This window comes from Neorhizobium descurainiae, from assembly GCF_051400715.1.
In the GTDB taxonomy this organism is placed as follows: Bacteria; Pseudomonadota; Alphaproteobacteria; order Rhizobiales; family Rhizobiaceae; genus Neorhizobium.
Genome location: NZ_JBLFFK010000025.1, coordinates 33,580 through 57,420, shown reverse-complemented (window position 1 = coordinate 57,420; position 23,841 = coordinate 33,580). Strand labels below are relative to the sequence as shown.

Below are 23,841 nucleotides of genomic sequence, written 5' to 3'. Positions count from 1 at the left end.
AAGCCCCATGACAAATCCTGAAGATCCGGCGCCTCCACATACAACCGTTTCCGATCTTCCACATCTGGCGGAAGCGCTCGACGACAATCGGTTTCGGCAATTTCTCGACCATGTTCCCTTCGCAGTCGCGGTCTCCGAACTGGGACATCAGGAGATGCTTGTTTATGGTAATATCGAGTTCGAACGTTTAACCGGCGTTTCGGCTGAGGAGCTGCAAGGGAAATCCTGGTCCGTCCTCCCCGCCGCGCCGGCTGTCGCGGAGGGACCCGGGCTCGCGGAGGCGTTGCTGGAGAACGAGGAATATCTGGGGACCTTCACGATTAGCGCGAGAGCCGGCCATCAGGTCGTGGATGCCTGGTCCAATACGATCGTGGATGACGCTGGCAGGCCGCTGTTCCGGCTCCTGGCGATGTCCGCCCGGGAACATTCCGACCCTGCAGGAGCCCTGACCGAGGCACTCGCGGAAAAGGATGTTCTGCTGAAAGAGCTTCAGCATAGGGTCAAGAACAACCTGCAGATGATCACCGCTTTGATCAGGATGGAAGCACGAAACGCCCAGCGTCTGGAGGAAGGTGAACGCTTCAACAGGCTTGCCGGGAGGATCGAGGCCCTGTCGATCCTCTATCGCTCACTCTACGCGGGCAGCGAGTCTGAAACCGTTGATCTTGGGACCTATGTCAGTCAGATCGCTTCTTCGGTAATGGCAGCCCAGGCGATTGAAGGCATTCGCCTGGATATGAAGGTCGACACTTGGCCGGTCTCGGTCAATGTCGCCATGCCAGTCGGCCTGGTTGTCAATGAACTGATGACGAATGCCTTGAAATATGCTTTCGCCGGTCGCGATGGCGGTGAGGTCAAGATACGCTGCACGGTTGATGACGAGGGATGCAAGGTCCTTGTCGCCGACGATGGTGTGGGACTTTCAGACAAAGCCGATTGGCCTCGACGAGGCAAGCTCAGCGCCATGATCGTGCAGTCGGTAAAACAAAACGCGAAAGCAGAGATCGAGGTGGAATCCGAGCCAGGCAAGGGGATGGCCGTGACGATTGCCTTCGGCCGGCGGAACGCGGCTGAGGCCTGACAACGGCATCTCGTCCGGATTGCTAGTGGCCGAGCAAGGACAGGCGAGGGGCCGCGTCCGCAACCGCGACAAAGAGCAACCCGATGCATTTCATGGAGGCCAATCGGCGTGCGATGAAGAAGCTGCCCGACCGCTCGCGCCAAACGAAGTCCGCGTCTCTCTCCGGGATTGGGACACTGGCTCTCCGACGGCTTGGCGGTGAAAGGGTAACTCCGAGCGAGATTCCGCGCCACTAATTTAACCGAGTTTTGGGAACGGCCGCCGGAACCCGCAGCACATTTGCGACCAAAACCTGTGACGTAACAGGTCATAGGATTTGCGTGACAGACTTTATCTGCCGGACCATGCTTTCAACACGCGCACGCCTCCCGATTCATCTCCAGACCAGAGCTGAACCACGTATTGGTCGTCCCCTTCAAGACCATCTCCGCTGAGCGTGTCGAGACCGGAAAAGCTGGCACGCACGCCAAGTGGTCCCGCTTTCACCGAAAACCGCGGAGCGGTGGGATCGTAATCCGTCAAGCCAGCCAGCACGAGTTGGCCCGAGGGACAATCGAAATGGGTCTCAACAACATGCTGGTAGGCATCGAGATCCGGGGCGGGTCGTTGGTCGTGCCATTCGACGCGGATCGGCACGGTCATATTGCGCGCCGTATGGAGAATGACGGCATACGGTCCGGCCATCAGGCGTCGGGAGATCGCTTCATCGGTGTAGTAGTCGGGCAAATCAGGATGGGCTTCGTCGCGCAGGTATATTTGGAAGTAATCGGCGAAGAGATTGCCCTGATACAGAACTTTAAACATCGCCGCCCGAGCAGCCAGAGGACCTGTCATTCCAAGCACTCCCACTGCGAGCAACGTGCGTCGGTTCAAAAGCATGCTTCCTCTCGCGGCGATTTGATTCTGGCAAATACTCCATGTGAGCTTGTCGCAAAAATTCGCGAAATCTGCCGTGTTGATAGGATTGAGTTCCGTGACAACCCATCTTCTAGTCAAAAGAATACGTCACGAACTGGTCAAGTTCGTCTGCCGGGCGGTAAGGCTCGCGGCGTAGTGTCACGGAACGTTCGCGGAAATCTGGGTCCGCCCCCGACATCGCACGAACCTCACCCTTCGATGACGTGGCGCTGAACTGGTGGAGCGAAACCGCGATATTGTCGAAAGCCGCCTCGTCAGCGCGATATCGGCCCGGCGCCCCGTTCGCGCGCTCGAACAATCTGAGGACTTCCAGAGCACTGAGCAAAAAACAAGCTTGCCCTGGAAATTTGTCTCCTTGTGTCGCGCCTCGACAGTCACACCGTCAAGTCGGCCATCTCGATATTCGAGCAAGACCGGGATTTGTTCCTTCATCAAGTTCTGCGTTGAAAGATTGGCTTGCTCCTGCGCGGCCCATCTTACGACCGCGATGGTTTCCCGCGACATGGTTGCCCCGTGCTGGGCTATCACCTCTTCCACCTCAGACGCGGCATCAGCATGAGACATGAGCGGACTTGGCTTACCATAAAGGGATGCCATTGAGGCAACGGCCTCCGGTGAGAGGCCGAAAGTAAGGCGGCCGACCCCCTTGTGCGGAGCAATGAGCCAATCGTCATTCATATTATCGCCTTGGGGTTTAAGTGGATCGGCGGCAGCAGCGAATCCCACTATCAATAGCGCAGTCAAAAAGATCGCTCGTATATATTGGATCACTGCCATGTAATTTCTAACCGTAAATCGCTGCCGAGGATTCCCGCAGACTGTCTCAAGACCCATCAATGCTTGGATCATATAATCCGGCGTTGCAGATAAAGACCACGAAAGAACACCCTCATGTTCGGCCACCAGTGGGTGAACTCGTCGGTTTCCCAACCAGCCAGCGGATCATCGTCGTACTTGCTGAAATACGCGAGACCGACGCGGGGTTCGTCACCTTGCCGGTAATCAAGCAAAACTGCTTGACTGCCCGCCATGGCGATTGCGATCAGTTTCGGGTCAAGACCGCTGAAATCCGGGATGCCGTACTCAAGCTCTTCCCATTCGACGGGCAGGATATCGCGCAGGGGAGCGACGTCCTCCAGCGCCAGATATTGATGGCTCGACTGCGGGATAGGCACAACGTCGTCGATTTGAGGGTCGTTCATGTCTCCCCAGTGCAATGTATCGACCCAGCCGCCGTTGAAATGCTTGTAAACATCGCGCCACGGGGCCGGCAGACGAATGCCCAGCCGTTTTTCCTGCGCCGCAATCTGTTTCTCGGTCAGCCGACCGCCCTCTTTTACGCCAACACGTCTCTGCCAGATCCGTTGCTTGATCAACTCGGGATCCGTTTCGTTCTCGATCACCGTGTACTGGTCCAGATGCCATGCAAAAATATTGTCCACGCTGACACGGATGACTGGCTGTCTCAACAGCTTCTTTTCCCGATCCGTCAGATCGACCCGGGCCTTGCGCTGGTTTAGTAGGCGACGGAATAGCTCCTCGGTGTCACATTCCTCTGTCGGGGGAGAGGAAGGAGAAGACTTAACGGTCTGCTGGGATGAGCTTGCCTCTCGATGATTTGTCATTCGTCCTGCATTCCTCATATTGCGATCAGGCCGCCGGAAGCCTGGTGAGCGTGCAGTGCTTCCCTTCGTCGCGCAGGAAGACGAGCATCTCCTCGATTGCCTGGAACATGTCCCGGCCCGTGCCGGTCACGAAATAGTTCGAGAGATTGGTGATCGTCGGTGCGATGTTGTCGCCCCAAGGCGGTCGGGCAGCGCGGTCCTCAATGTCCCACACCACGTGGCCCGGCGGAAAGGCCGCAAGCTCGCGGCGGATGGTAGCGAGCTCGTCAAGCGCCGCCTCAGCGTGCGCCTTCGCAAGGCTGCCCTGGTACAGCTCGTGCATAAGCATCGGGAAGCGCGATCCCCATTTGCCATTTTCGAGCAGTGCGGAGGCAGTCGAGAAGAACGCATGGACGAACGAGCCGGCGCCGAGCTCGGTCGCGACACTGTCGACCTTCAGTGCAACGGTCATGCGCTATCTCCGGATCGTCACGTCCTCGGCACGTATAGCGCCGCCCTGTGTATCTTGTCGAATATTTCCTCGCTCCAACTCTGTAACGGTCATGGCGCAGCCTATGAGGTCCCTCCAGCCGTATAAGCAAAGTGAGGGGATCGGCTCGCTCCGCGTTGGAAAGCCCGGTGCCTGCGGACGAAGCCTGTTCCTGAAACTCTTCACGGTCGCGCGGGAACCGGTGCCTTCCTCGCCTTTCTGCTGCCGCTGGTGGCGATCGCCCTTGGCTTCGATACGGTGAACGGAGAATGCGGCCGGCGCACCATGAGCCGTCTACTGGCCCAGCCGATCTACCGCGACGCTCTGCGATTCGGAAAATTCCTGGGTGGCTGCTGGTGATCGGCATCGCGCTGCTGGTGCTGTGGCTGCTGATGCTCGAGATGGGAATGCTGCGGCTCGGTCTGCCGCCCTCCGGGCCGGAGATTGTCCGGAGTGTCTTCTATCTAGCTGCGACACTCCGCTATGCGGCGGTCTGGCTGGCGCTTGCGATGGCGTTTTCGACGCTCATCCGTCCCCCCGCCGCATCTGCTCTCGTCTCGCCAGTCGACCTCTATAACCCGATGACGCTGCTGTCCAACTTCGAGACCCAGCAGGCGGTCAGCCGCCTGTCGCCGCAAATGGTTTACGGAGAGATATCAGCCCTGCTCCTCGATCGGAAGCGCGATCCGTCAGGCGGCTATTCATGGATCAGCTAAAGGATGCGGACATCGGGGCGCCTTTGCCGACGATTGAAAGCGTTTTGATCATCTGGCCGCAGATATCCACCCTCATAGCCGCGATGCTCGTCCTGTTCACGCGGCCTATGTGTTGTTCCAGCGACAGCAAATTCGCGCTTGACGATTGTAAGCGCGGGGGATGTTCCCCCATTTACAACGTACGCGCGGAGAAAGATGGCATCCCGCTGCTCAGGGTCCGGATGGTGCTCGACGGCTGAGTCCTCTTCAATGGATGGCGCGACTTACCAAGCGATAGGGATGCATGGTCTTGAACTGCGCGACCATAGCGACTGCTTGATGTATCACGTGTTCGGCATTTTGGGGTTTATCACGGGCAAGCTCGTCCGCGTTGACGCGGATCGCTTCAGCCATGTTGGTTGAAAATGCAGCGAAGTTCCGATTGCCTTCGACAAAAGCTTCGCGTGCCGCGTCCTCCAGAATGCGGGCGATGTCAACGAAGGCCTCTTCGCGCTCCTCGATGCTGAGGTCTTTGATAGTTTTGATCTTCTCTTCCATTTCGGTCTCATTGAACAGACGCGCGATGCTGACCGAGCTCATCAAGCCTCGGCCGCGAAGACCTAGGAAGCAAAAATTTCTGTTTCAAGACCTCAGTGAAGCTTGAACTCACCTTCGACACGCGATATGGCTATGAGAAACGAATTCGACTTCGCACCCCTCTACCGGTCAAGCATCGGCTTCGACCGCGTCTTCAATCTTCTCAACAATGCGCAGCGCCTGCATGCGATCGACAGCTGGCCGCCCTATGACATCGTCAAGACCGGTGAGAACGATTACCGTATCACGATGGCGGTCGCCGGCTTCGCGGAAGGTGATCTCGATATCACCCAGGAGCGCAATGTACTTATAGTCAAGGGCACCAAGGCCAAGGAAGCGGAAGAGGGGGAATATCTCCATCGCGGCATCGGCTCCCAAGCGTTCGAGCGCCGGTTCGAGCTTGCCGATCACGTCAAGGTCGAAGCCGCTTCGCTGAAGAACGGGCTGCTGACGGTTGCCTTGAAGCGTGAGGTACCGGAAGCAATGAAGCCGCGCCGCATTGCAATCGGCGATGGCACGACGGAGGCAAAGGCTCCGCTGCAGATCGAAGCCGACAAGAAGGTGGCCTGATCATGCGGCCGCAGACCAAGCCCTTTATCGTCGAGATCCGGCGTCGCCGGAAGATCAATGCTGACACCCCTCCAAGGGCCGAAACGGCGTCATCCTTGCTGGCAAAATGGCAGGCTATGAAGCCTCGGCCACAGTCTCAGCCGGCACCTGCTTGAATAAAGAAGCGCGGCCGAAAGGCCGCGCCACATTTCGAGAATGCTCTTGTCGCTCACCAGGTCTGGCGACCGTACCAATCGTCGACATCTGCCCTAGCGCGGTCCTTCTCGATGCCGTAGCGTTCCTGGATCTTGCCTTCGAGCTGATCCCGTTTGCCGGCAATCTGGTCAAGATCGTCGTCAGTGAGCTTGCCCCACTGCTCCTTGATGTTGCCTTTGACTTGCTTCCAGTTTCCTTCGACGCGATTCCAATCCATCGGGAGGTCTCCTCTTTGGTTATCAGGTGAGAACGCGCGTCGGTCGCATTCGTTCACCAGACGCGCGATGTGATGTGTGGTCCCGCGTCCTCGACTAATTCCGCCTGCATCACCGGCACTAAAGCCCTGCCCGGGAGGTCTCCGAAAAAGGAGATACGATCATGGCAGACAACAAGCTCACCACCGGCCTGAATGACCGACCGAAAGATGCCCCGCCGGCCAGACTGCCGAAGGTTTTCCGAATGACAGCGGCCGGCCCGTCGATGTCGATGAGAAAACCATCGAAGCAAAAGCTTTCCGAAGATCCACGGGAAAAGCTGAAGAAGGAGGTCAAACAGCAGGAGGAAGCTCCCGACTAAGGTCGGAATGAGGGGAGATCGATTTCCGCGACATTCACGACCCCAGAGATCTGGCGATCGAACATCTCGTGCACCAGCACGGAATCGCGCGGGCCGACATTTTCGTGCAGGCGAAAGAGGTGAGCAATACGGCCGGAACGAGGCCTTCCGGCCGCGATGCTTCGCACGGCGGCGAAGCTCGCGATGACGCAGCGTTGCGAGGGTGAGATCGAACACAAAGCTTGCTCTTATCGTGCTGCCGACCTTGGGCGCCAGTTCGTCGCAGATGCAGGTCAGAGCAGGCATGCAGCATACTCATGTCGATTTCCGGCATAGGCGCCATTAGAGGAATCTCCCTCGCCATTGAAGATTCGGGCAACTTCAATAAGTTCCGGTCCGTTGCACCCGGATCGGCCTGACAATCAATCCGGAGAAGTCCATTAGTCTGGTAATCTCAGTCTGATGGTTGCCGATAAGCCACAACCATCTGCCCCTAAACCGTCACAATTGCATTTTCCGGCAGCATCCATATTGTCCCATCCTCCGGCGCTGGTATCTCTCAGTGCAACGAAACCTTGCCCAAGGATACGTGATGCGGAAGCTGGCGCCCTTCGTCTTTGTCGCGGTTCTCAGTGCGTGTGCCCGGCCATCGGACGGCCCAACTGCCGGCGGTTTTTACAGCGCCACCGATCCCCGCACCAACGAGCGGATACCGGTCGTCAGGCTTGCCGATGCGCCGATGAATCCGGTTGGGATCACGCCTCTCGCCTATTCCGCGACTGACCCCGGTCTCAGCGTTTTACGCTCGGGCGGCTTTGCCGACAACAGATTGCGGCGCGGCGACGTGATCGAGGTCACTATTCTCGATACCGGCGAGGAAGGGCTCTTCTCTTCCACGGACAGCAAGACGCTCAATCTCGGCCGGTTCACGGTCGATTCGGCCGGGACCGTCACCCTGCCTTTCGTTGGCCGGCAAAGGGTGCTGGAATCGTCGCCGGAGGCGCTCCAGGCCCGGATCGTCAGCGGACTCAAGGGGTCCGCCGTCAACCCGCAGGCGGTCGTCACCGTGGTCGAGAAACCGACAAGCGGCTTCACCGTCAACGGCGACGTGCGCTCGGCCGGCCGGTTTCCGCTGACCGCCCGAAGGGAACGCGTACTTGATGCCATTGCGCTCGCCGGCGGCGCTTCGTCCGGACCAAGCGCCGCCAATGTCACGCTCATTCGGGGCAAGCAGCGAGCCAGCGCGCCGCTGAGCCGAGTGCTGAGCGATGACCGGCAGAACGTTTATCTCCTGCCGGACGACCAGCTTTTTATCGAGGACGATTCTCCGTCCTTCACGGCCTTCGGTGCTTTCAAGAGCGTCGGCGAATTCGAATTCGAAGCGGGCAAGCTTACTCTCATGCAGGCGTTCAGCCGCGCCGGCGGTCTGCTTGACGACCGTGCCGACGCGAGCAATTTCTACGTGTTGCGCAATCAGCCGGTCTATAGCCAGGTGGCGGCCGCGACCGCGGGCAAGAATCCCGGCACGCCCTTCGTGACCACGAAGCCGGCGATCTACCGCGTCGACCTGAAGGACGTTTCCAATCTGGCGCTGATGCAGCAGTTCAAGATGATGGATGGCGATATTCTCTACGCCAGCAATTCGGGCTTGGTGGATTTCGCGAAGCTTTTCACGATCTATCAAAAGAGTGTGCCGACGGCCGCAGCCCCGCTTCCGGGGTCCGGCGGAAATTAAGTCCCGACCGGATTTTTTCCAAGCCCGGCGAGCGATTGAAGGGCAGCTTCCACGTTGTCGGGTCTGTCTCTCGGATTTCTCCGTGACAGCCAAATCGCAACCGCTTTCAGCTCCTCGGTCTTTTCGTTGACTTCGCGGCAATGGCGCAGGAGCAGCGACAGAAGAAGACCTGCGGCATAGAGGTCCGACCGGGCATCGAGCGCTTCACCCGCCGTCTGCTCCGGCGATGCGAACTGCGGTTGGCCGGCAAAGGCAAGATCGAGTTCGCCAGGCCGCCGGCCGATTTCGAGTGCAATGCCGAGGTCCGCGACCTTCACGTCTGAAAACTCGTCGTCAGCCGAGAGGAGATTGGCCGGCGACAGGTCGCAATGGACGAAACCAGCGGCATGTATCGCGCCGAGGCCGGTAAGGGCTTTGGTCATGATCGATGCCATCTCGCGGACCGATAGGGTTTCATGCGGCAGGCGGTCCGCAAGACGATGACCCAACCATTCCATGACAAGGGCAGGACGCCCATCGGCGAGGCGGAGAGCGATTTTCGCGGCAGCGACGTTGGCATGGCTGATCATCATGCCGATCCCGGCTTCCCGTAGCAGCAGATTGCGAGCAACGGGATCGTCGGCATGGTCGGGGCGGAGCAATTTGATGGCGTGCAGCGTACCGAGATCACGATGGCGCGCGCGATAGACCTGCGTCGCAGCGCCGTCATGAACCAGCGCTTCGACCACGAAGCTGTTCGCAACGATCTCGACCTTGGGGTCCGCAAGCCGAGCCTCGCCGCGGTCCAGCGCATCGCGTATCCTATCCGTCAGTATTTTCCGGGCTTCAGCGGATCGCGGGCCTTCATTCGTATGGGCCAAGGCGCGCCAGAGATCGGAAAAGCGATGGGCGATCTCCCCGAAATCGGTATCGGGATCGTCAGGCGTCATCGGTCTTCACGGTGACGACGATGGCGCTGATGTTCTCGCGGCAATTGGCGATCAATCCTTCCTGAACAAGGATGTCGGCGGCTTTGGCGGCGTCCGGGGAGATAAGGATTTCCGCGATGCCGCGTTCGGGCAGGACGCGCGGCAGAGGGGCACTGCAAAGCAGGAAACGGTCACCCGGCTGCAACCGGCCGGAAAGGACCTCCGGCACCAATTGTCCCCGCGCGCCGACACTGCGGGAAAGCGTATGCCGAAGTCCGATCGCGACATGGTCGCGGGTAAGGCAGCGCATCATGCCGTCTCGCACCAGATAACACCGGGCATCGCCTGCCCAAAGCAGGGCGAAGTGCTCGTGAAGGGCGGCGAATACGACGATACTGGCGGATGACGGCTCGCGGCCGGACGACAGTTGCCTTGATTGCAGAATGCCATGGGCACGGCCGAGCTTGCCCTTGATGTCCTGCACCAAGGCTTCGATCGTCTTCTGGCCGGCGGTTTCACTCAGCACCTGAACGGCGATCCTGCCCGCTTCGACGGCGCCGTTATCGTGGCCGACGCCATCGACGACGGCAAAGAGCCGGGGCTTTTCGCAAACCAGCAGCGAGTCGGCATTCAGCGTCAATCGCGTGCCCGGATGCGTGGCATAGCTGTGTTCGAACAGGAAATTCAGGGGGCGCTGGGCAATTGCAAACGCTGTTGGCGCTGGCTTGACGGGGCGGGGCTTTTCGGCTGGGCCGGTTTTGGGCGGAATTGAATGCGCGCGGCTGCCATCGCCGACGAGTTTCATGAAATCGCCGGTCTGCGGAGCGCCCGGGGTCCGGAACCCCTTGGCCTGCCGGGTTTCGGGATCGATGCGCCACCAGAGTGTCGTATGCGCCGAAAGGTTTTGCGGCCTCGCCTCGTCTTCGGCGAGGTCGGCTGGCCGAAGGGTCCTCAGCCGTTTCAGGCTCGTAGTGAATTGTCCGATGTCGAAATCCCGTTTCGCGGATGTCTCGGCGATCGCCTCGGCGGCGGTGAACCATGTGTCGTCGAGGTAAAGCCGGCGGGGGTGGTCGGCAAAGCCGTGAAGCTGGGCCGCGACAATCAAAGGAAAGCTGCGTCCGACCCGGTCGAGGCTCGGGACCATGACGCCAGCAATCGTTGCTGGCCCCCAAAGCCCGCGCTCGATGATGAAGCGCCAGGCGGGCATAGCCCGAAAGCAACGTTCCCAGTCCCTGCCCAGGTGCTGCTGCGTCGCCTGCAGACTGGTCTGCAGCCAGATATCCAGCTCGTTTTGAAATCCGTGCGCCAGTCCGGTCGAGACGAAATCGCCATGGGTCGGCAGCTTGCCGAAAAAGCCGATGCGGTCGGCTTCGGTCGGATGCCGGTCCAGGGCGGCGCGCTCGTTCATGGCAGCACGCTCAGAATTGCGTGGGACATGCGAAGGCGCTCAGCGCCTCCAGCCGGAACGGGTTCAACACAGAACCGAATTGCACGTCGAATTCCGCCATCCGACCGTTCTGCTGGAATTTCGCCCGAAACAGGTCGTTGCCCTGAATGGTGATGTTCGCGTCGTCGAACAATCGGAAAGGCGACCAGTCGCCGTTTTCGGTCAACGCCTGCTGCCAGCCCCCAGGCTGGAAAGCGAGGCGAGAGACATTGCTTGCCTCCTTGGAAGAGGGCCAGGTGATCGATTTGGACTGGATTGGTCCGTGGAAATAGACCACGCGCTCCCCTTCGATCTCCAGCATCACGGCATTGGCGGCATCGCTCAGCGACACCGGCTTGATGTTGATGGCGATCGACGGCGTCTCGCTGCCGGCCGGGAAGAAGGCCCGGTTGATCTTGTCGGCATTTTCAAACTGGGCGATGGCCTCGCTCGGAATGCTCGCCGCGCCGAAGGTGCCTTTCCATCCCCAGGGCGTGGAGCCCTCGTCGACGAAGGCTTCCAGTTTTTCCTTGAAGAAGGTCTTGAACAGACCACCGGGCCCGAAAAGCCGCACGAAATCGCTCATTGCGACGTCGCGGGGCGATTCCCGGTCGAAAGGATAGCGGCCGGTGACGACGTTGGAGCAGAAACTCGCGCCCTCGGCTGCCCAGGCGTCGCTGATGCGCGAACGGGCGGATTTGACCGCCAGCGATCCCACATCGGCGGCGACACCCGCCATCCAGGCGTCGACCGGGGCCGGCAGGCGTCGTGCCTGCTGCAGCAGGTCCTGGTTTGCATTGGTAAGCTGGCTGTCGACATCGAATACCTTCGCAACTTCGGCCGTCGAGGTGGTCGCGCGCGAAAGCTGCTCATATACCTTCTGCAGGGACGGCCTGAACTGCGCGATCCGCGACCCGGGCGCATCTTTCGAAGAATCCGGAAGCGGCGGCTGGCTGACCGGCGCTTCAAGCGCCTCGCGCAGGCTGCCGAAGGGATCGGGCGCATTGGCGGCGCTGGCGAGCGCCCTCGAAACCGGCAGGTCGTCGCCGGCTGCGGAAGCCGTTTCCGTGCCGGGGGTGCGCAGATCGGTGGCGGCGGCGATCGACTTCGCGATTGCTTCGACCGGGCTTGGTTCGCTCGCCAGGATGCGGGTGGTTTCGGCTGCATCGCCGATCGTCTGGGAAGGCCTGACCCGCATATCGGCGAGGAGGCCGGACCAGCGCCGTTCAAAATCGTCGAAATAGAGCTGGAGCGCGGCCTGGGCGATCGCATCGACGGTCGTGCCGGAAGGATTAGCCTCGCCACGCACCCATTTCTCGTCAAGTGCTTCGCGGGCAGCATCGCTAACCCGCGGCAGGACGACGGTGCGATAGCCCGTGCGGGAAAAGAGGCCGGGAATGCCGTCCCTGAGCGGCGTCTTTGAAGACCGTTCGAAAGCCTGTTCGCCGAGCGGCCCGAGCGCACTGGCCGGGCTCCAGGCCGAAAGAGCGCGGGTCTGGCGGTAATCGGCCAGAATATCGTAGGCACGGCTCGCGATCCCCTGGGAGCGGATGGCGTCACGCGCGTTGGCGATCAGAGCATTGTCGAGTTCTATGGGCGGCAATGCACCTGTCGCCATCACATTGGCATGGACAATCAGGGCTTGCCTGGCGGCCGCGCGGCCTTCGCCGGGATAAAGCGCCGTGAACATGTCCTCGGCTTCGAGCGAGACGAATTCCGCGTTCATCGGACCGAGGCCGCCGAGCATGCCGTAGAGCTTCACGGCATCGAATGTCTTCTTGACGTCGGTGGTCTCGGTCATGTCCTTTTGGAGCTGGACCAGCATGCGCGGGAGGAGCAGCGCGTTCAATGCCCTGTGATAGGCCTCGCGCTGGCGACCGGTAATCTTGCTTTGCTGGTCGAGGCCGAAGCTGACCGGCCAGACGCGGGACCTCGAAAAGTCGGTGGTGACGGCAGCGAGATTGTCGAGCGCCGGCAGGATGCGCAGGAAATCCGCATCCGTGACGTCGCGCACCGGCACGCCTCGCACCAGTTGCTCATAGGCGTCGATGCGCCTTTCGGCGCTCGCCAGCGCGGCGCTGTTCTGGAAATAGGTGGCGGTCCAGCTCGTCAGCACGACGGCAAGCAGCAGGACCGCGGCGGCATAGGCAACCCGGCGAAAGAGGAGCTGCCGGCCGGAGAGCCGCTTGTCGCGCGCAACCAGCGAGGCTTCCTCGAAAATAACGTCCTTGAAGAGACGCGAGAGGAAATAGCTGCGCCGCATGCGCGGAGCGGCAGAGGCCGCGATCGTCTCTTCGGTCTGGGTGCCGGAAGCGAAGTAGATGCCACGCAGGAGCGGCGGTTCGACGAGCTTGGAGCCGGAGCACAGCTCCATTAGCACCTCGTGCAGGCGCTCCTTAAGGGATGCGAGCTCGGCCGGAAAGCGGAAGATGCGGCCGCGCAATTCCGAATTAGGCTCCTGCTGCAGGCGTTCGATCAGCATGCTGCCGGCCCGTTCCTGCAAGAGCGCGAACTCCTCCATGAAACGCTCCGGCAGGTTGGCCGCCTTGTAGCTTTCCTCCAGCCCGAAAGTCGTGCCCCAGACCTGTTCGCGGTCGCTTTTGTTGAAGCTGTCGAAGAATTCGACGAAACCGGTGAGGAGGTCTGCTTTCGTCAGCACCAGATAGACCGGCACGCGCGCCTGCAGGAACTCGTCGAGTTCGGAAAGCCGTTGCCGGATTGCCCGTATTTCCTCGCGCTGGGCTTCCGCATCGCGGCTGAGCAGGTCGCCGATGGAGAGCGTCACGAGGACGCCGTTGATCGGCTGCGAGCGGCGGTACTTGCGCAGAAGCCCGAGAAAGCCTTCCCAGCCGGCCTTGGCGGTGCCGTTGAGGTCGTCCTGTGTCGTGTAGCGGCCGGCCGTGTCAATGAGGATAGCTTCGTCGGTGAACCACCAATTGCAGTGACGCGTGCCGCCGATCCCCTGCACCGAATTGCTGCCCAGCGCATCGCCCAAGGGAAACTTAAGGCCGGAATTGGTGAGCGCCGTCGTCTTGCCGGAACCCGGCGCACCGAAGATGACATACCAGGGCAGCTCGTAGATATAGCCGAAGCGCTTCTTGGTGATCCGCCGCAGAAGCTGCAGCGCCTCCTTGAGGCGGTTGTGGATTTCGCCGACCTCCGCCCGCTGGCTGGCCGCTGCTTCAGCCTCCGCATCCCGCTCGATACCCTCGACAAGCTGCTTGTCACGGCGGCGGTCGCGGATGATCGTAAAGACGAGCCAGCCGAGCCAGCAGGCGATGATGATGCCGATCAGCGTCAGCCTTGCGCTGCTGCTGGCAAGCGGCTTGAAATCGCCATAGGCGGCGAGATAGCCGTAAAACCAGATGACGACGCAGATGGCCGACACCCAGATGACCGAAATGAACCGGCGTCCGAGCAGGCCCGCATAGGCCTCCACATAGGATCGGAGCGTATGGAAATAGCTCAACGGGTTCATCGGACATCTCCTGCCGGGGCGCTGCCCTGTCTTCCAGTTCCCTGCGAAGGTGAAAGGCCTGCATCGCTCAACCGCTCGCTCGGATCGGTCAGCACGAGAATTTCTGTTCGTCGGTTCATCTCGCGGCCTTCCGGCGTGCCGTTGTCGGCGATCGGGTCGCTGTCGGCGCGGCCTTCGGTCAGGATGGCATCCGGTCCGGTGAACGAACTCAGGATTTCGCCGACCGCTTTGGCCCGGGCTTCGGAGAGATGCCAGTTGGAGGGGAACTGGACCGTGCGGATCGGCACGTTGTCGGTATAGCCGACCACGACCGCGCGGAATTTTTCGGCCGCCAGCGCCCCGCCGATCCGCTGGATAAGATCGCGGAATTCACTGCTGACCTCGGCGCTGCCGACGTCGAAGAGGCCGGAATTATTGATCCGCACCAGCAGCCTGCCATCCGAATCCGACAGCGTGACGAGCTTCTTCTCGACCTCCGGCTGGAGGAAGGCGAGCAGATTGTCGAGCCGGCTCGAAGGCGCCGGTTGCGGCGGCGGAGGAGGCGGCTTGACCGGTTGGGCCTCAACGACCGGTGGAGCGGGCTCCGGTGGAGGTTCCGGAACGCTGATCAGCACGCTTGGCGTATCGCGCGGCGGCAGGTTGGCGAGCCGCTTGAAGGTTCCGTCCGAGGCCCGGTTGAGCGAAAGCGTGAAGAAGAGGTAGCCGAGCGCGAAGACGAGCGCCAGGACGGAGAGGAGCGTCCAGAGCGCTGCTGCCGTCCGCAGTGGCTTGTGACGGGCCGACACGCCCTTCCAGTGGGGCGAAAGCTCCCGCTCGAAAACGCCGTATTGGCCGAGCAGGGTCTTGTAGAGGCTGTCGCGAATGCGGCCGAGCTCCAGGTTGCCGCGCGGCGAAACACGGGTACGCCCCTCGAAGGCGAGCGACAGGCAGAGATAGATAAGCAGCAGCAAGTCCTTGTTGGCGCCAGGGCTCTGATGGAAATGGTCGAGCAGGTCGAATACCCGGTCGCCGCCCGTCACATCCATATGGAACGTCGAGACGAGACCGGAGCGCGCCCATCCGGCTCGCACGCCCCAAGGCTTGCTGAGCACGACGTCGTCCACGGTCGCGCAGACAATATAGTGGGCAGCGCGGGCACGTTCCAGGCTGATGCGGGCGCTTGCGAGATCGCGCTCATAGCGGTTGATGGCTTCGAGCGACAGGCGCCGGAGCTCGTCGATATCCGGCTGCTCCTCGCTGTGGCGCAGCATATGGGCGAGGTTGAGCAGCGGTGCGGCCGAGCGCACCAGCGTCGGCACTTCCTCGCCGCCGAAATGGAAATTCCTAAGCAGCGTTTCGACCGACCAGCCGCCTTTCGAATATGATCGGGAGGGCTCGCTTGCCGCACCGCTTGGCGGAAGTTCGAGGACGTCATCGAGCATTTCCGCCATCTTGCGGGCGGACTGCTTCTTCTTTGCGCCATCCTCGGTGAGTTCGACGACGGTCGGCAGATTCTGCCAGGTGGACGCGGGTTCGTTCTTCATTCTCTAAGGGCCCACAATTCCATTTCGAGACCGGGGAAATCGCCGGAAAGATGCATGGCGATGGCGCCCGACGTATCGAGTTGCTTCCAAAGCGGGTTTTTGGTGTCGAGTTCGAAGTAGATCGTGCCGGTGCGGTAAGGGAGCTGCCGCGGCAGCACAGGCAGCGGCCTGACGGGAATGCCCGGCAGCGCCACATTGACGAGATCGGCGATCCGCTCCACCGGACCGATCTTGATCTGGGCCGGCAGTTTGCGGCGCAGGTCCTCGGCCGGCATTTCCGCCCGGACCGCGAGCACGAAGCCCGCATCCTTGAGCAGCGATCGGTCGTTGATCGCGCCGACCCGGACGCCATGCCGGCGCTCGGCCAGTTCGATCGCCACGGCTGCCTGTTCGAGGACCGCGGACAGGGAAGCGCGCAAATCGTCGAACACGGCCGCGAAAGTCCCCTTCAGGTCGTCATGCCGATAGGGCGAAAAGTCCGTCGTCCGCTTCCGGTCGGTGGTGAAGGTGGCGATCTCGCCGGCGAGCTGGATGCAGGTCTCGTAGAATGTGATCGGATGGATGCGCGTGGCATTCGCCGAGATATGCTTCAGCATCGGGTCGGCGCGATTGAGGATCTGCAGGAGGAAATAGTCGCCGACCTCCGCCGTGCCACGAATGGTCGGGTCGCCGATCCGTTCGGCGATCGCCTCGGCGCGGTGGCGCACGATGCCGAGAAGCTCGGTGGCAAGTTCGTTGAGGCGGGCTTCGGCCGCGCAGTTGAGGCTTGGCGCGATATAGTCGGGATCGAGGATCACCGCGCGGTCGGAACGCACCTCGATGACACGGGCAAGCCCGATCAGCTCGTATCCAGCGAGTTCGTCGCCGGTCTTCAGGTAACGCAGGCTGAGGCGCCCGACCTCGATCGGCGCCATGAAATCGGTCTCGACATTGGCGTCGGGCGCTTCATAAGGGGAGGCGACGAGACGGACGCCGTTGAGGGCAGCCCCTCCGTTCAGGGCCATATCTGCCTTTCCCGGCTGGCGAGCGGGAAGAGCGAGATAGATGAGGGCGTTCTTGGTATTCTCGTCGAGATCGAGCGGGGGCGGCAGGTCGGTATCGGTCGGTGCCTCGAAAGGCGTGCCGTCCGGCAGGATGCCGCGCAGGTTCGAGAGCGCGAATTGACCGATCGCCAATGCGCTGCGGTCGATCCCGATTTCCGAGACACCCCAGGGATAGGGTGACAGGCCACGGGTCGTGGTACGGACCAGACGCTCGGTCCAGCGGTCCGCCTGTTGGAAATGCTGTACGCGTAGGAACATGCCTTCGCTCCAGGCCACCCGATTCTCATTCCTCATGCTCAGCATTTCCTCCATGCCGTGGGGTAAAGGCCCCGCTTGTGCCGTCTGCCGCGCGCGTCATCGCGTCCCGGAAGACCTCGCGGACGGAAAGGACCTTGCCGTCTTTTTCGAATTGCGCCCGATAGGCCTGCCAATAGCTGTGATGCCGCTGCCACGGCAGGGGCCGCCGCACCGCATCGATCCTTGCTTCGAGAATGCGGGGTTCCATCATGCGGCTGGCTTCTTGCACGAGAATTTCAAGCGAGGAAGCGAGCTTGGCCTGCTGCCCGAGTAGCGCTTCGATGCGCGCGACAAGCATGTCCTCCCGGCTGCGGCCAAAGAAATCCGGTTCGGTATCGGGCTGCGGCGCTTCCATCTCGAACACGGCAAAGGTGGTCTCTAAAGCCTCTTGCAGCCGGGTAAGCAAGGATTCGAGCCGCTCGGCAAGATCGGCGGAACGACCGATTGACAGCGTCGGGAATTCCTCGGGCTCGGATTGTGGGATATTGTCGTTGACGGTTTGCGGCGCGTCCGTCGGCTTGGCGCGGGCGACGGGCACGGTGACGTGGGTTGCAGACCCGTGCTCGAGATGGCTGCCGTAGTCGGAATCGATATCCGAATTCCAATCCACGGGCAGGATATTCGTTGCCGATCGTATTTCGGGTGGGCCGCTCCAGCCGATCTCGACGTTGCGGGAAGAGACGGCTCCTGGCTTCCTGGCGACCGAAGGGAGCGGCAACTCGTCTGCGACGCGTTCGCCGAGAATGCCGGTCGCAGTGCGGCCTCCCGGCGCTATGTCCGCGAGAATGGCCGAAATGGTGAGCGGTTCGTCGCTCAGCGCAATGCCGGCGTCCGGATCCTCCATCTCGCGATCCTTTTCCCCGGTGATGTGAACCGAGAAGGCCATTCCGCCGATCTCGAGCCGCGACTGGTCCGCAAGCCGGGCCACCTCGCCGTCATGCACGACGATGCCGTCGACGCGGGAGCCATTGGAGCTCTGATCGCGCAGCAGGAAGCCTTCCCGATCCCGCTCGATGATGCAATGGAATTTCGAGACCGACCGCTGGTCCTCCGGCAATCGCCAATCGCAATCCGGCGCCCGGCCGAGCGTGCGCCGGCCGCGTTCGAAGAACCATTTCTCTCGGCTCGCCGATAGTTCGATGCCGTCGGTGAGCGGTCTCAGCTCAAGCCGCATCCCCGCCTCCCCGTCGCGCGTTTGCCGAAAGCCGTTCGACGATCACCGCGTCGCCGCTGTCCTTGGCTGCCGGCGCCACGCATGCCCAGCTATTCCATCCGAGGCGCGGCGGATCGCCTGCCTGTCCCAGTTGGCAAAAGGGAATATCCTCCTTTTTGAGGATGACCTGGATGTCGAAATCCAGCGCCGAGCCGACATAGAGCCTGGTCAGCGCAAAGAGTTCGGTGATGTTGCGCCCGCCTGGCGCCAGCGACAGATAGTCGGCATAATCGAGAGGGCCGATCACGATGCGAAAGCCACCACTGAAATCGCGGATCGCCGCCCCCGCCGTCGCGTTCACCCCGAGCTGCACGCCCTGAGGCTGGCCCATGCGGCTGCGTTCCTCGACCGGTATGGTCAGCCAGCGGCCGCGAAACAGCTCGATCTCGATCGGCAGACCGGTGAATTCGGTGAGCATGGCCCGCAGGTTGACAGCGTTGCGGTTGCGCGCGGCGAAGAAGCCGGAAAAGCGCAAAATGAGGTCTTCGTCTACACCGCTCCGTTCCGTCAACCGCTTGGTGCCGAAGCCGGCCAGCGCAAAAAGCGTGGTGATGAAGGCGTTGTTCTTCCTCTCGCCGCCCCATCGCAGCCGCCTCGCGATCCGATATTTTTCGCAGGCATCGGCAAAGAGCTCGGCCATGCGGGCGCCGAAGAGATCGAAGAAGCTTGCAAGCGCCTGCGATCTGTTGCGTTCCTCGCGCAGGATGAATTCGTTATAGACCGGCGGCATCGAGCCGGTCGGGCCGATGAGACTGGCAAGCGCACTGCGGACCACAGCCCTTCCATCTTTCCGCTTGAAATCGCTCACCGCCAGCGGCGCCGGCGAAACGCTCCGGTGGGCGGCGATGCCCAGTTCTTCTCCCGCCGAAGCCTGTGCGACGCGGAACGCCGTCACCGGATCGAAGCGGCCGGGGTCGCGTTCGAGTAGATCGGCAAGTGCGTCGGGCTTGGAGGAGGTCGAAAGTTCCATGTCCGTTTGCGATCCCTTCAGAGCAGCGGCCGTTCGGCGGCGCGTGCCGGCCACATGGCGATCGGTTTCGATTGTCCCTTCATCGAGCCTGTCAGCCGGGTGAAACTGTTGACGGAGGTGTAGAGGCTGAAGAAGCGATCGAGCACGCTGCCGAACAGGAAGGCCGAGGGCCGATCGATCGCCGCCGGATCAAATTCCAGCGCGATTTCCGTGCCCGGCACCATGCCGCCGCTGCCGAGCCGGGCGGTCGAATTGCGTGCCCCGATCTTCACCAGGGCGTCGACAAGCAGTTTCGTTTCCGGGCTGTCACGGAAAGCATAGAGCGACAGGATGTCCTTCAACGCCGCACCCTGGTTGTCGAACAGCGAAAGGTGGTTCAACAGCAGGTGCGACATCAGGCGCCAGTTCCGGCCTTCCTGATCGTGCATTCGCACCGATGGCGTTGGCGGGATCAGCGCTTCCACATTCGCCACCGCCTCATGGCCAGAGGCAAGCTGCAGGAAGGGATGGCCGCCGCCGAAAGGAAGCTGTTCCGGCAAGTCGCGGTTGAGGCAGAGCGTGTCGATGCTCGCCACCGCATCGACCGGCCAGGCGAAGCGGCGGTTGCGGTCGACGAAGGCGATCTCCATATCGCTGGTGCGGTCGTCCTCGTCGAAGCGGCGATAGGCCTGCCAGAAGGTGGTGCCGGCGCCGGCACGTTGCGAGCGCCCGAAGAAGGGCTGGCAAAATTCCTCCTGTCCGCGCGAACCCGTCAGGAGTACTCTGTCGATCGAGTAGATTTCACGGGTCTTCTGACGCCGCGCATCCGGCAGCAGGCGGTATTCGGTGCGAGTTCCGTCAACGGCGATCGGCTCGCAGGTCTGGCGGAAGAGATTGACGACCGGCGTCGCATGAAGCGCGAAGTCGCGGACTGAGACCGCCCGCTCCAGCTTGGCGTCGCTTTCGTTGAGATAGACGAAGATTTCCAGCGTTTCGCCCCGCCAAGCATCCAGCCCGTCGATATCTAGGAAGAGGAACTTCTGCGGCAGCGCGAAGAATTCGGTCAGCAGTCGATAGCCGGTAAAGCTCGGCGCTGGATAGGGCAGCATGGCCTGTTCGGGCTCGAAGCCGACGGGCTTCAGATTCGTTGCCGGCAGGAAGACTGGCGCACGATCATCCGCGTGCTTCGCGAGCGCGATGCCAAGCGTATGGTTGGCGAGCAGCTCGTAGACCGCCACCGCCTGCTGCCAGGGCGATGGGATATGCAGCCGTATCCGTCTGACGCCGAGATCGCCGAAGGATTTGCGCGGATCGGGCGGCCGGACCGACAATCGCAGGCAGCCTGCAGCGCCGGCATAGGGCGACAAGGGCGCGTTGATCGGTTGACCGGAGAGCGAGGCGCCGGCGAATTCGATCGGCGCCATCTCCACATCCTGCGTGGTGCGGAAGCGGCAGGCTTCGCCGTTGATCGGCTCGGCCAAAATTTCCGTATGTCGCGGCACGGTCTGGACCGAGGCAAGCGTCGCGCTGGGGCGGAAGCGCGCAATACTCATCGAGGGCAGCGGTGCGAGATAATGAGGGTAGAGGGTTTCGAGAAGGCCGTCCGTGAGCTCGGGAAACTCGTCATCGAGCTTCTGGCGCACCCGCGCCGCCGAATAGGCGAAGCTCTGGATCAGCCGTTCCACATGGGGGTCGTCGGCGACATCACCGGTCATGCGCAGGCGGCCTGCAATCTTCGGGAAGGCGTCGGCGAAACGCGCGGCACGGCGGCGCAATGCGAGCAATTCGTCATTGTAGCGGTGCAGGAAACCTTCAGCCATTCGCCGCCTCCACGAGGAACCGCTGGGTGGACGGGTCGATGGTCGATTCAAAGCTGATCAGCGGCATGCCCTCATGCAGGCGGAAAGTCGCCTGGATGCGCATACGCAGCGCCCGTTCGGTCATCGTGCGGCTTTTGAGGATCGTGACTCGGATGTCCGAAAGCCGCGTCTCGAACATCGAGATCCGCCGCTCAATCATCCGGGCAAGCTCGAGCTTGGCTTCGTCAGTGACGAGATTGGCCGAGACCATGCCGTCTACGCCGTAGCTCACCAGCGCATCTTTGAGTTCGGGCAGGATGGCGGGCGGCGCTTCCGGGCAACGCCGCGTGTTGAGCAGGGCTTCGAGGTCGCGGCGGATCGCCTCCCGCATCTCGCGCACCTGATCGGCAAGGTTCATCGGCGGATCGGAGACGCGATCGGGGGCATCGTCGATCAGCCTGTCGAGGATCGAGCGGGCGAGCACGCGATCGCGTGACCTGTAGCGTTCGAGCGGGTCAACCATGCGCAATCCGTTTGCTGCCGGTTTGCGGCGTCGTTTCCAGGCTTTCCATATCGTGGAAGGCGATCAATTCGTCGCCGGCGAGAAAGCAGCGTTGACCGCGGCCGGTGGTGATACCGGTTGGCTCGTCTACCCAGCCTGTCTGGCGGCCGAGTCTCAGCTTCGCATCGCGGCCCGTGCCGTGATAGATCGCGGGCAGCAGCACCGGAGCGACGGCGCCGTCCACCAGCGAAAGCTCGGCCCGGCGGAAGGCGAGATCGCGCGGGCGGGCGATCGGCTCGAGGGAGAGCGCGGCGATCTTGGAAAAATCGATCCAGAGATAGGCGCCGCCCGTCATGATCACTTCCAGGGCATGCGGCGTGCGATCGTCGAGATCGCGAAAGTCGGAAACCGGCTTGCCGTTCCAGATGAGCGGGCGTTCGCCGCGCAGGTCTTCGAACTCCGCGAGAATCGACTTGGCCTCATCCGGATCGCTGCGGCGATGCGCGATGCCGAGGCGCAGGGCGAGCTTGTCGAGATCGCTCGGACCATGAGGGAATTCCGGCACGGCGCCGGTCTCGAACCAGGCATTGCGCGCCCCCATGCCGCGAAGCTGGTTGCGCAGAAGGGCGAAGCCCACGGCCGCATCCGGCGAGAGGGTGACGGCGAGGCTGCACTGATTGTCGGCGCGCTCATAGTCCCCGGCCAGCACCAGCAGGTCGATATAGAGATGCCGTGTTTCCTGGTCCGCGGGTTTTGCCTTCAAATGCGCCTTGGCCTCTTCGAGCGCGGTTTCGAGATCGTTGTCGCCAAGCAGCTTGGCGATGCCGGAGGAAAGCGTCATGCGGACATCCTTTCGGGCAGGCTCGAAACCCCGCCGGCGGCAGCGGTCTCGGCGATGAGGTGGAAGCTTGTGGAGACGTCGTCCAGCTGGAAATGCGGCTGCAGCCGAACGGTACAGGAGAAAGTGCCCGGCTTGCCCGGCACCTCGCTGACGCTGATGCCGGCGGAGCGCAGCGGGAAACGGTTACGCAACGAAAGGTCCGCGTCATCATTTCCGAGAGTATATGCGGTAAGCCAGTCGGTCAGTTTCCGTTCGATCGAAAGCGCGTCGGCGAGTTGGCCGATCTCGTCGCGCATGATGACCTTGAGGTAATGCGAGAAGCGCGAGGCGCAGAGAACGTATTGCAGCATGGCGGCAAGCCGGGCGTTCTGGCGCGCATGTTCACTGGAATAATGCGGCGGCGCATGCAGCGATTGATTGGAATTGAAGATCGCCGAGGCGGAGAGATAAGTGGTAGCGACCGGAATGAGCCCAAGATCGCAGAACTGCTGCTCCTGCGCGCTGGTCAGGCGGATTTCGACGGGCGCCTGGGCCGAAAGCCCATTGCTTTCGACGCCGAGATCATAGGGGCGCAGTTCCGCCGCGCTTAGCATGCCGCCGTCGACCGCATCCTGTGTGACGCCACGGATATCGGCGAACCAGCCCGATTCGACAAAATTGCGGATGACGATCATCGCGAAGGCAAAGGCACCGTTGCTCCAGAGAAGCGAGCTGCCGTCGGCGGTGATCCTCTCACGGAAGGGAAAGCCGTCATAGCGTCGACGGTCATAGGGCTCGAGCGGCGCACGCATCAGGACGCGGGGTGCGACGAGGCCGAGAAAGCGGGAATCCTCCCGTGCACGCAGGCCATTCCAGCGAATGCGGGCCGGATCCCTCGCCAGCCAGGAGAAGTCGTGCACCCGGCCGAGTTCGTGGAAATCCCGAAGCCCGAGCGCGCGCGGCGAGGCGCCGGCCACGAAAGGGCAGAAGGCGGCGGCAGCCACCATGCCGACCTGGGAGAGCGTACCGATCGGATCGCCATCGGCGGGCTCTTCCGGCGAGAAGTAGTAATCGCCGACGAGAAGGCCGAAGGGTTCGCCGCCCGGCATGCCGAACTCGCGGCTGTAGACCAGTTCGAAGAGATGGCTCTGGTCGAAGTCGGAAGCGCGTTCCATGCTGCGGGCAAGCTCGTGCCAGCCGACGCTCAGGAGTTTGATCTTCACCTCGTCGCTGCGGCCGGCGGCGCGCACCAGCACGGCAAGGCCACGCCATCTTGCCTCCATCGCCTGAAAATCGGGATGGTGCAGGATGGCATTGACCTGCCTGTTCAGCGCCTCGTCGATCAGTGCGATGACCTGGTCCGCCCGGCGCCGCCATTCTGTGCTGGAACCCATCTTCATCCTGTCACAGATGTTCGAACGAAAGTCGGCGCGGCAGCCTTAT

At 61.9% G+C, this 23,841-nt stretch carries 24 protein-coding genes; 7 read left to right on the top strand and 17 right to left on the bottom strand.

Features of this window, described 5'->3' with window-relative positions:
- The first annotated feature begins 7 nt into the window (after positions 1-7).
- Positions 8-1,081, top strand: a complete 1,074-nt coding sequence (locus tag ACMGE0_RS28790; protein ID WP_436819313.1) for a sensor histidine kinase — start codon at positions 8-10, stop codon at positions 1,079-1,081.
- Between the two features lie 330 nt (positions 1,082-1,411).
- On the opposite strand, the gene ACMGE0_RS28785 is transcribed toward ACMGE0_RS28790, so the two are convergent.
- The 4 genes from ACMGE0_RS28785 to ACMGE0_RS28770 all read right to left on the bottom strand — a co-directional run bounded on the left by ACMGE0_RS28785 (position 1,412) and on the right by ACMGE0_RS28770 (position 4,075).
- Positions 1,412-1,915: a hypothetical protein gene (locus tag ACMGE0_RS28785; protein WP_436819312.1), complete on the bottom strand. Its 504-nt coding sequence runs from the start codon at positions 1,913-1,915 to the stop codon at positions 1,412-1,414.
- Between the two features lie 222 nt (positions 1,916-2,137).
- Complete coding sequence (locus ACMGE0_RS28780) at positions 2,138-2,776, bottom strand: hypothetical protein (RefSeq protein WP_436819311.1); 639 nt, start codon at positions 2,774-2,776, stop codon at positions 2,138-2,140.
- A gap of 68 nt (positions 2,777-2,844) precedes the next feature.
- Complete coding sequence (locus tag ACMGE0_RS28775; RefSeq protein WP_436819310.1) at positions 2,845-3,624, bottom strand: SMI1/KNR4 family protein; 780 nt, start codon at positions 3,622-3,624, stop codon at positions 2,845-2,847.
- 25 nt (positions 3,625-3,649) lie between these two features.
- Positions 3,650-4,075: an immunity 70 family protein gene (locus ACMGE0_RS28770; RefSeq protein WP_436819309.1), complete on the bottom strand. Its 426-nt coding sequence runs from the start codon at positions 4,073-4,075 to the stop codon at positions 3,650-3,652.
- Between the two features lie 249 nt (positions 4,076-4,324).
- On the opposite strand from ACMGE0_RS28770, the gene ACMGE0_RS28765 reads away from it, so the two are divergent.
- Genes ACMGE0_RS28765 through ACMGE0_RS28755 form a run of 3 tightly spaced genes read left to right on the top strand, consistent with a single transcriptional unit; the run spans position 4,325 to position 5,048 of the window.
- Positions 4,325-4,453, top strand: a complete 129-nt coding sequence (locus tag ACMGE0_RS28765; RefSeq protein ID WP_436819308.1) for an ABC transporter permease — start codon at positions 4,325-4,327, stop codon at positions 4,451-4,453.
- Positions 4,450-4,809 carry a hypothetical protein gene (locus ACMGE0_RS28760; RefSeq protein WP_436819307.1) on the top strand — a complete coding sequence of 120 codons (360 nt, stop codon included), beginning with the start codon at positions 4,450-4,452 and terminating at the stop codon, positions 4,807-4,809. The genes ACMGE0_RS28765 and ACMGE0_RS28760 overlap by 4 nt, the downstream gene beginning before the upstream one ends.
- Positions 4,797-5,048 carry a hypothetical protein gene (locus ACMGE0_RS28755; RefSeq protein ID WP_436819306.1) on the top strand — a complete coding sequence of 84 codons (252 nt, stop codon included), beginning with the start codon at positions 4,797-4,799 and terminating at the stop codon, positions 5,046-5,048. Before ACMGE0_RS28760 ends, ACMGE0_RS28755 begins: the two co-directional genes overlap by 13 nt.
- A gap of 7 nt (positions 5,049-5,055) precedes the next feature.
- Here the strand turns inward: ACMGE0_RS28755 and ACMGE0_RS28750 are convergent, their stop codons facing one another.
- Positions 5,056-5,346, bottom strand: a complete 291-nt coding sequence (locus ACMGE0_RS28750; RefSeq protein ID WP_436819345.1) for a hypothetical protein — start codon at positions 5,344-5,346, stop codon at positions 5,056-5,058.
- A 132-nt stretch (positions 5,347-5,478) separates the two neighbouring features.
- Between ACMGE0_RS28750 and ACMGE0_RS28745 the strand changes: the two genes are divergently transcribed.
- Positions 5,479-5,955, top strand: coding sequence for an Hsp20 family protein (locus tag ACMGE0_RS28745; protein ID WP_436819305.1), 477 nt, complete (start codon positions 5,479-5,481; stop codon positions 5,953-5,955).
- 208 nt (positions 5,956-6,163) lie between these two features.
- Here the strand turns inward: ACMGE0_RS28745 and ACMGE0_RS28740 are convergent, their stop codons facing one another.
- Positions 6,164-6,367, bottom strand: a complete 204-nt coding sequence (locus ACMGE0_RS28740; RefSeq protein ID WP_436819304.1) for a CsbD family protein — start codon at positions 6,365-6,367, stop codon at positions 6,164-6,166.
- A gap of 161 nt (positions 6,368-6,528) precedes the next feature.
- Between ACMGE0_RS28740 and ACMGE0_RS28735 the strand changes: the two genes are divergently transcribed.
- Positions 6,529-6,726 (top strand): hypothetical protein, encoded by a 198-nt coding sequence (locus ACMGE0_RS28735; RefSeq protein ID WP_436819303.1) that lies wholly within the window; start codon positions 6,529-6,531, stop codon positions 6,724-6,726.
- Positions 6,727-7,297: 571 nt separating this feature from the next.
- The gene (locus tag ACMGE0_RS28730; RefSeq protein WP_436819302.1) at positions 7,298-8,440 is read left to right on the top strand and encodes a polysaccharide biosynthesis/export family protein; all 1,143 of its coding nucleotides are present in this window, start codon (positions 7,298-7,300) and stop codon (positions 8,438-8,440) included.
- On the opposite strand, the gene ACMGE0_RS28725 is transcribed toward ACMGE0_RS28730, so the two are convergent.
- Genes ACMGE0_RS28725 through tssC form a run of 11 tightly spaced genes read right to left on the bottom strand, consistent with a single transcriptional unit; the run spans position 8,437 to position 23,792 of the window.
- On the bottom strand, positions 8,437-9,369 hold the full coding sequence (locus ACMGE0_RS28725) for a serine/threonine-protein kinase (RefSeq protein WP_436819301.1): 933 nt from the start codon (positions 9,367-9,369) through the stop codon (positions 8,437-8,439). The genes ACMGE0_RS28730 and ACMGE0_RS28725 overlap by 4 nt on opposite strands.
- Entirely contained in the window at positions 9,359-10,756 is a 1,398-nt protein-coding gene (gene tagF / locus ACMGE0_RS28720; protein ID WP_436819300.1) for a type VI secretion system-associated protein TagF, read from the bottom strand. The genes ACMGE0_RS28725 and tagF overlap by 11 nt, the downstream gene beginning before the upstream one ends.
- Before the next feature lie 10 nt (positions 10,757-10,766).
- A complete protein-coding gene (gene tssM, locus ACMGE0_RS28715; RefSeq protein ID WP_436819299.1) occupies positions 10,767-14,252 on the bottom strand; it encodes a type VI secretion system membrane subunit TssM in 3,486 nt (1,161 codons plus the stop codon).
- Positions 14,249-15,775: a type VI secretion system protein TssL, long form gene (tssL, locus tag ACMGE0_RS28710; RefSeq protein ID WP_436819298.1), complete on the bottom strand. Its 1,527-nt coding sequence runs from the start codon at positions 15,773-15,775 to the stop codon at positions 14,249-14,251. The genes tssM and tssL overlap by 4 nt, the downstream gene beginning before the upstream one ends.
- Positions 15,772-17,112 (bottom strand): type VI secretion system baseplate subunit TssK, encoded by a 1,341-nt coding sequence (gene tssK / locus ACMGE0_RS28705; RefSeq protein WP_436819297.1) that lies wholly within the window; start codon positions 17,110-17,112, stop codon positions 15,772-15,774. Before tssK ends, tssL begins: the two co-directional genes overlap by 4 nt.
- On the bottom strand, positions 17,102-18,289 hold the full coding sequence (locus ACMGE0_RS28700) for an FHA domain-containing protein (RefSeq protein ID WP_436819296.1): 1,188 nt from the start codon (positions 18,287-18,289) through the stop codon (positions 17,102-17,104). The genes tssK and ACMGE0_RS28700 overlap by 11 nt, the downstream gene beginning before the upstream one ends.
- Complete coding sequence (gene tssG, locus ACMGE0_RS28695; RefSeq protein WP_436819295.1) at positions 18,279-19,298, bottom strand: type VI secretion system baseplate subunit TssG; 1,020 nt, start codon at positions 19,296-19,298, stop codon at positions 18,279-18,281. The genes ACMGE0_RS28700 and tssG overlap by 11 nt, the downstream gene beginning before the upstream one ends.
- A 17-nt stretch (positions 19,299-19,315) precedes the next feature.
- A complete protein-coding gene (gene tssF, locus ACMGE0_RS28690) occupies positions 19,316-21,097 on the bottom strand; it encodes a type VI secretion system baseplate subunit TssF (RefSeq protein WP_436819294.1) in 1,782 nt (593 codons plus the stop codon).
- Positions 21,090-21,599: a type VI secretion system baseplate subunit TssE gene (tssE, locus tag ACMGE0_RS28685; RefSeq protein ID WP_436819293.1), complete on the bottom strand. Its 510-nt coding sequence runs from the start codon at positions 21,597-21,599 to the stop codon at positions 21,090-21,092. The genes tssF and tssE overlap by 8 nt, the downstream gene beginning before the upstream one ends.
- Complete coding sequence (locus ACMGE0_RS28680; protein ID WP_436819292.1) at positions 21,592-22,419, bottom strand: type VI secretion system accessory protein TagJ; 828 nt, start codon at positions 22,417-22,419, stop codon at positions 21,592-21,594. The genes tssE and ACMGE0_RS28680 overlap by 8 nt, the downstream gene beginning before the upstream one ends.
- On the bottom strand, positions 22,416-23,792 hold the full coding sequence (gene tssC, locus ACMGE0_RS28675) for a type VI secretion system contractile sheath large subunit (protein ID WP_436819291.1): 1,377 nt from the start codon (positions 23,790-23,792) through the stop codon (positions 22,416-22,418). The genes ACMGE0_RS28680 and tssC overlap by 4 nt, the downstream gene beginning before the upstream one ends.
- Between the last annotated feature and the right edge of the window lie 49 nt (positions 23,793-23,841).

Bases quoted from the DNA above. Each gene is read 5' to 3' on its own strand.
- tssK (WP_436819297.1), bottom strand. From the start codon at position 17,112: ATGAGGAATGAGAATCGGGTGGCCTGGAGCGAAGGCATGTTCCTACGC.
- ACMGE0_RS28790 (WP_436819313.1), top strand. From the start codon at position 8: ATGACAAATCCTGAAGATCCGGCGCCTCCACATACAACCGTTTCCGAT.
- ACMGE0_RS28680 (WP_436819292.1), bottom strand. From the start codon at position 22,419: ATGACGCTTTCCTCCGGCATCGCCAAGCTGCTTGGCGACAACGATCTC.
- ACMGE0_RS28780 (WP_436819311.1), bottom strand. From the start codon at position 2,776: ATGGCAGTGATCCAATATATACGAGCGATCTTTTTGACTGCGCTATTG.
- tssG (WP_436819295.1), bottom strand. From the start codon at position 19,298: ATGGAACTTTCGACCTCCTCCAAGCCCGACGCACTTGCCGATCTACTC.
- ACMGE0_RS28700 (WP_436819296.1), bottom strand. From the start codon at position 18,289: ATGCGGCTTGAGCTGAGACCGCTCACCGACGGCATCGAACTATCGGCG.
- ACMGE0_RS28775 (WP_436819310.1), bottom strand. From the start codon at position 3,624: ATGACAAATCATCGAGAGGCAAGCTCATCCCAGCAGACCGTTAAGTCT.
- tssC (WP_436819291.1), bottom strand. From the start codon at position 23,792: ATGGGTTCCAGCACAGAATGGCGGCGCCGGGCGGACCAGGTCATCGCA.
- tssE (WP_436819293.1), bottom strand. From the start codon at position 21,599: ATGGTTGACCCGCTCGAACGCTACAGGTCACGCGATCGCGTGCTCGCC.
- ACMGE0_RS28750 (WP_436819345.1), bottom strand. From the start codon at position 5,346: ATGGAAGAGAAGATCAAAACTATCAAAGACCTCAGCATCGAGGAGCGC.
- ACMGE0_RS28735 (WP_436819303.1), top strand. From the start codon at position 6,529: ATGGCAGACAACAAGCTCACCACCGGCCTGAATGACCGACCGAAAGAT.
- tssL (WP_436819298.1), bottom strand. From the start codon at position 15,775: ATGAAGAACGAACCCGCGTCCACCTGGCAGAATCTGCCGACCGTCGTC.
- ACMGE0_RS28785 (WP_436819312.1), bottom strand. From the start codon at position 1,915: ATGACAGGTCCTCTGGCTGCTCGGGCGGCGATGTTTAAAGTTCTGTAT.
- ACMGE0_RS28770 (WP_436819309.1), bottom strand. From the start codon at position 4,075: ATGACCGTTGCACTGAAGGTCGACAGTGTCGCGACCGAGCTCGGCGCC.
- ACMGE0_RS28740 (WP_436819304.1), bottom strand. From the start codon at position 6,367: ATGGATTGGAATCGCGTCGAAGGAAACTGGAAGCAAGTCAAAGGCAAC.
- tssM (WP_436819299.1), bottom strand. From the start codon at position 14,252: ATGAACCCGTTGAGCTATTTCCATACGCTCCGATCCTATGTGGAGGCC.
- ACMGE0_RS28745 (WP_436819305.1), top strand. From the start codon at position 5,479: ATGAGAAACGAATTCGACTTCGCACCCCTCTACCGGTCAAGCATCGGC.
- tssF (WP_436819294.1), bottom strand. From the start codon at position 21,097: ATGGCTGAAGGTTTCCTGCACCGCTACAATGACGAATTGCTCGCATTG.
- ACMGE0_RS28725 (WP_436819301.1), bottom strand. From the start codon at position 9,369: ATGACGCCTGACGATCCCGATACCGATTTCGGGGAGATCGCCCATCGC.
- ACMGE0_RS28755 (WP_436819306.1), top strand. From the start codon at position 4,797: ATGGATCAGCTAAAGGATGCGGACATCGGGGCGCCTTTGCCGACGATT.
- ACMGE0_RS28730 (WP_436819302.1), top strand. From the start codon at position 7,298: ATGCGGAAGCTGGCGCCCTTCGTCTTTGTCGCGGTTCTCAGTGCGTGT.
- tagF (WP_436819300.1), bottom strand. From the start codon at position 10,756: ATGAACGAGCGCGCCGCCCTGGACCGGCATCCGACCGAAGCCGACCGC.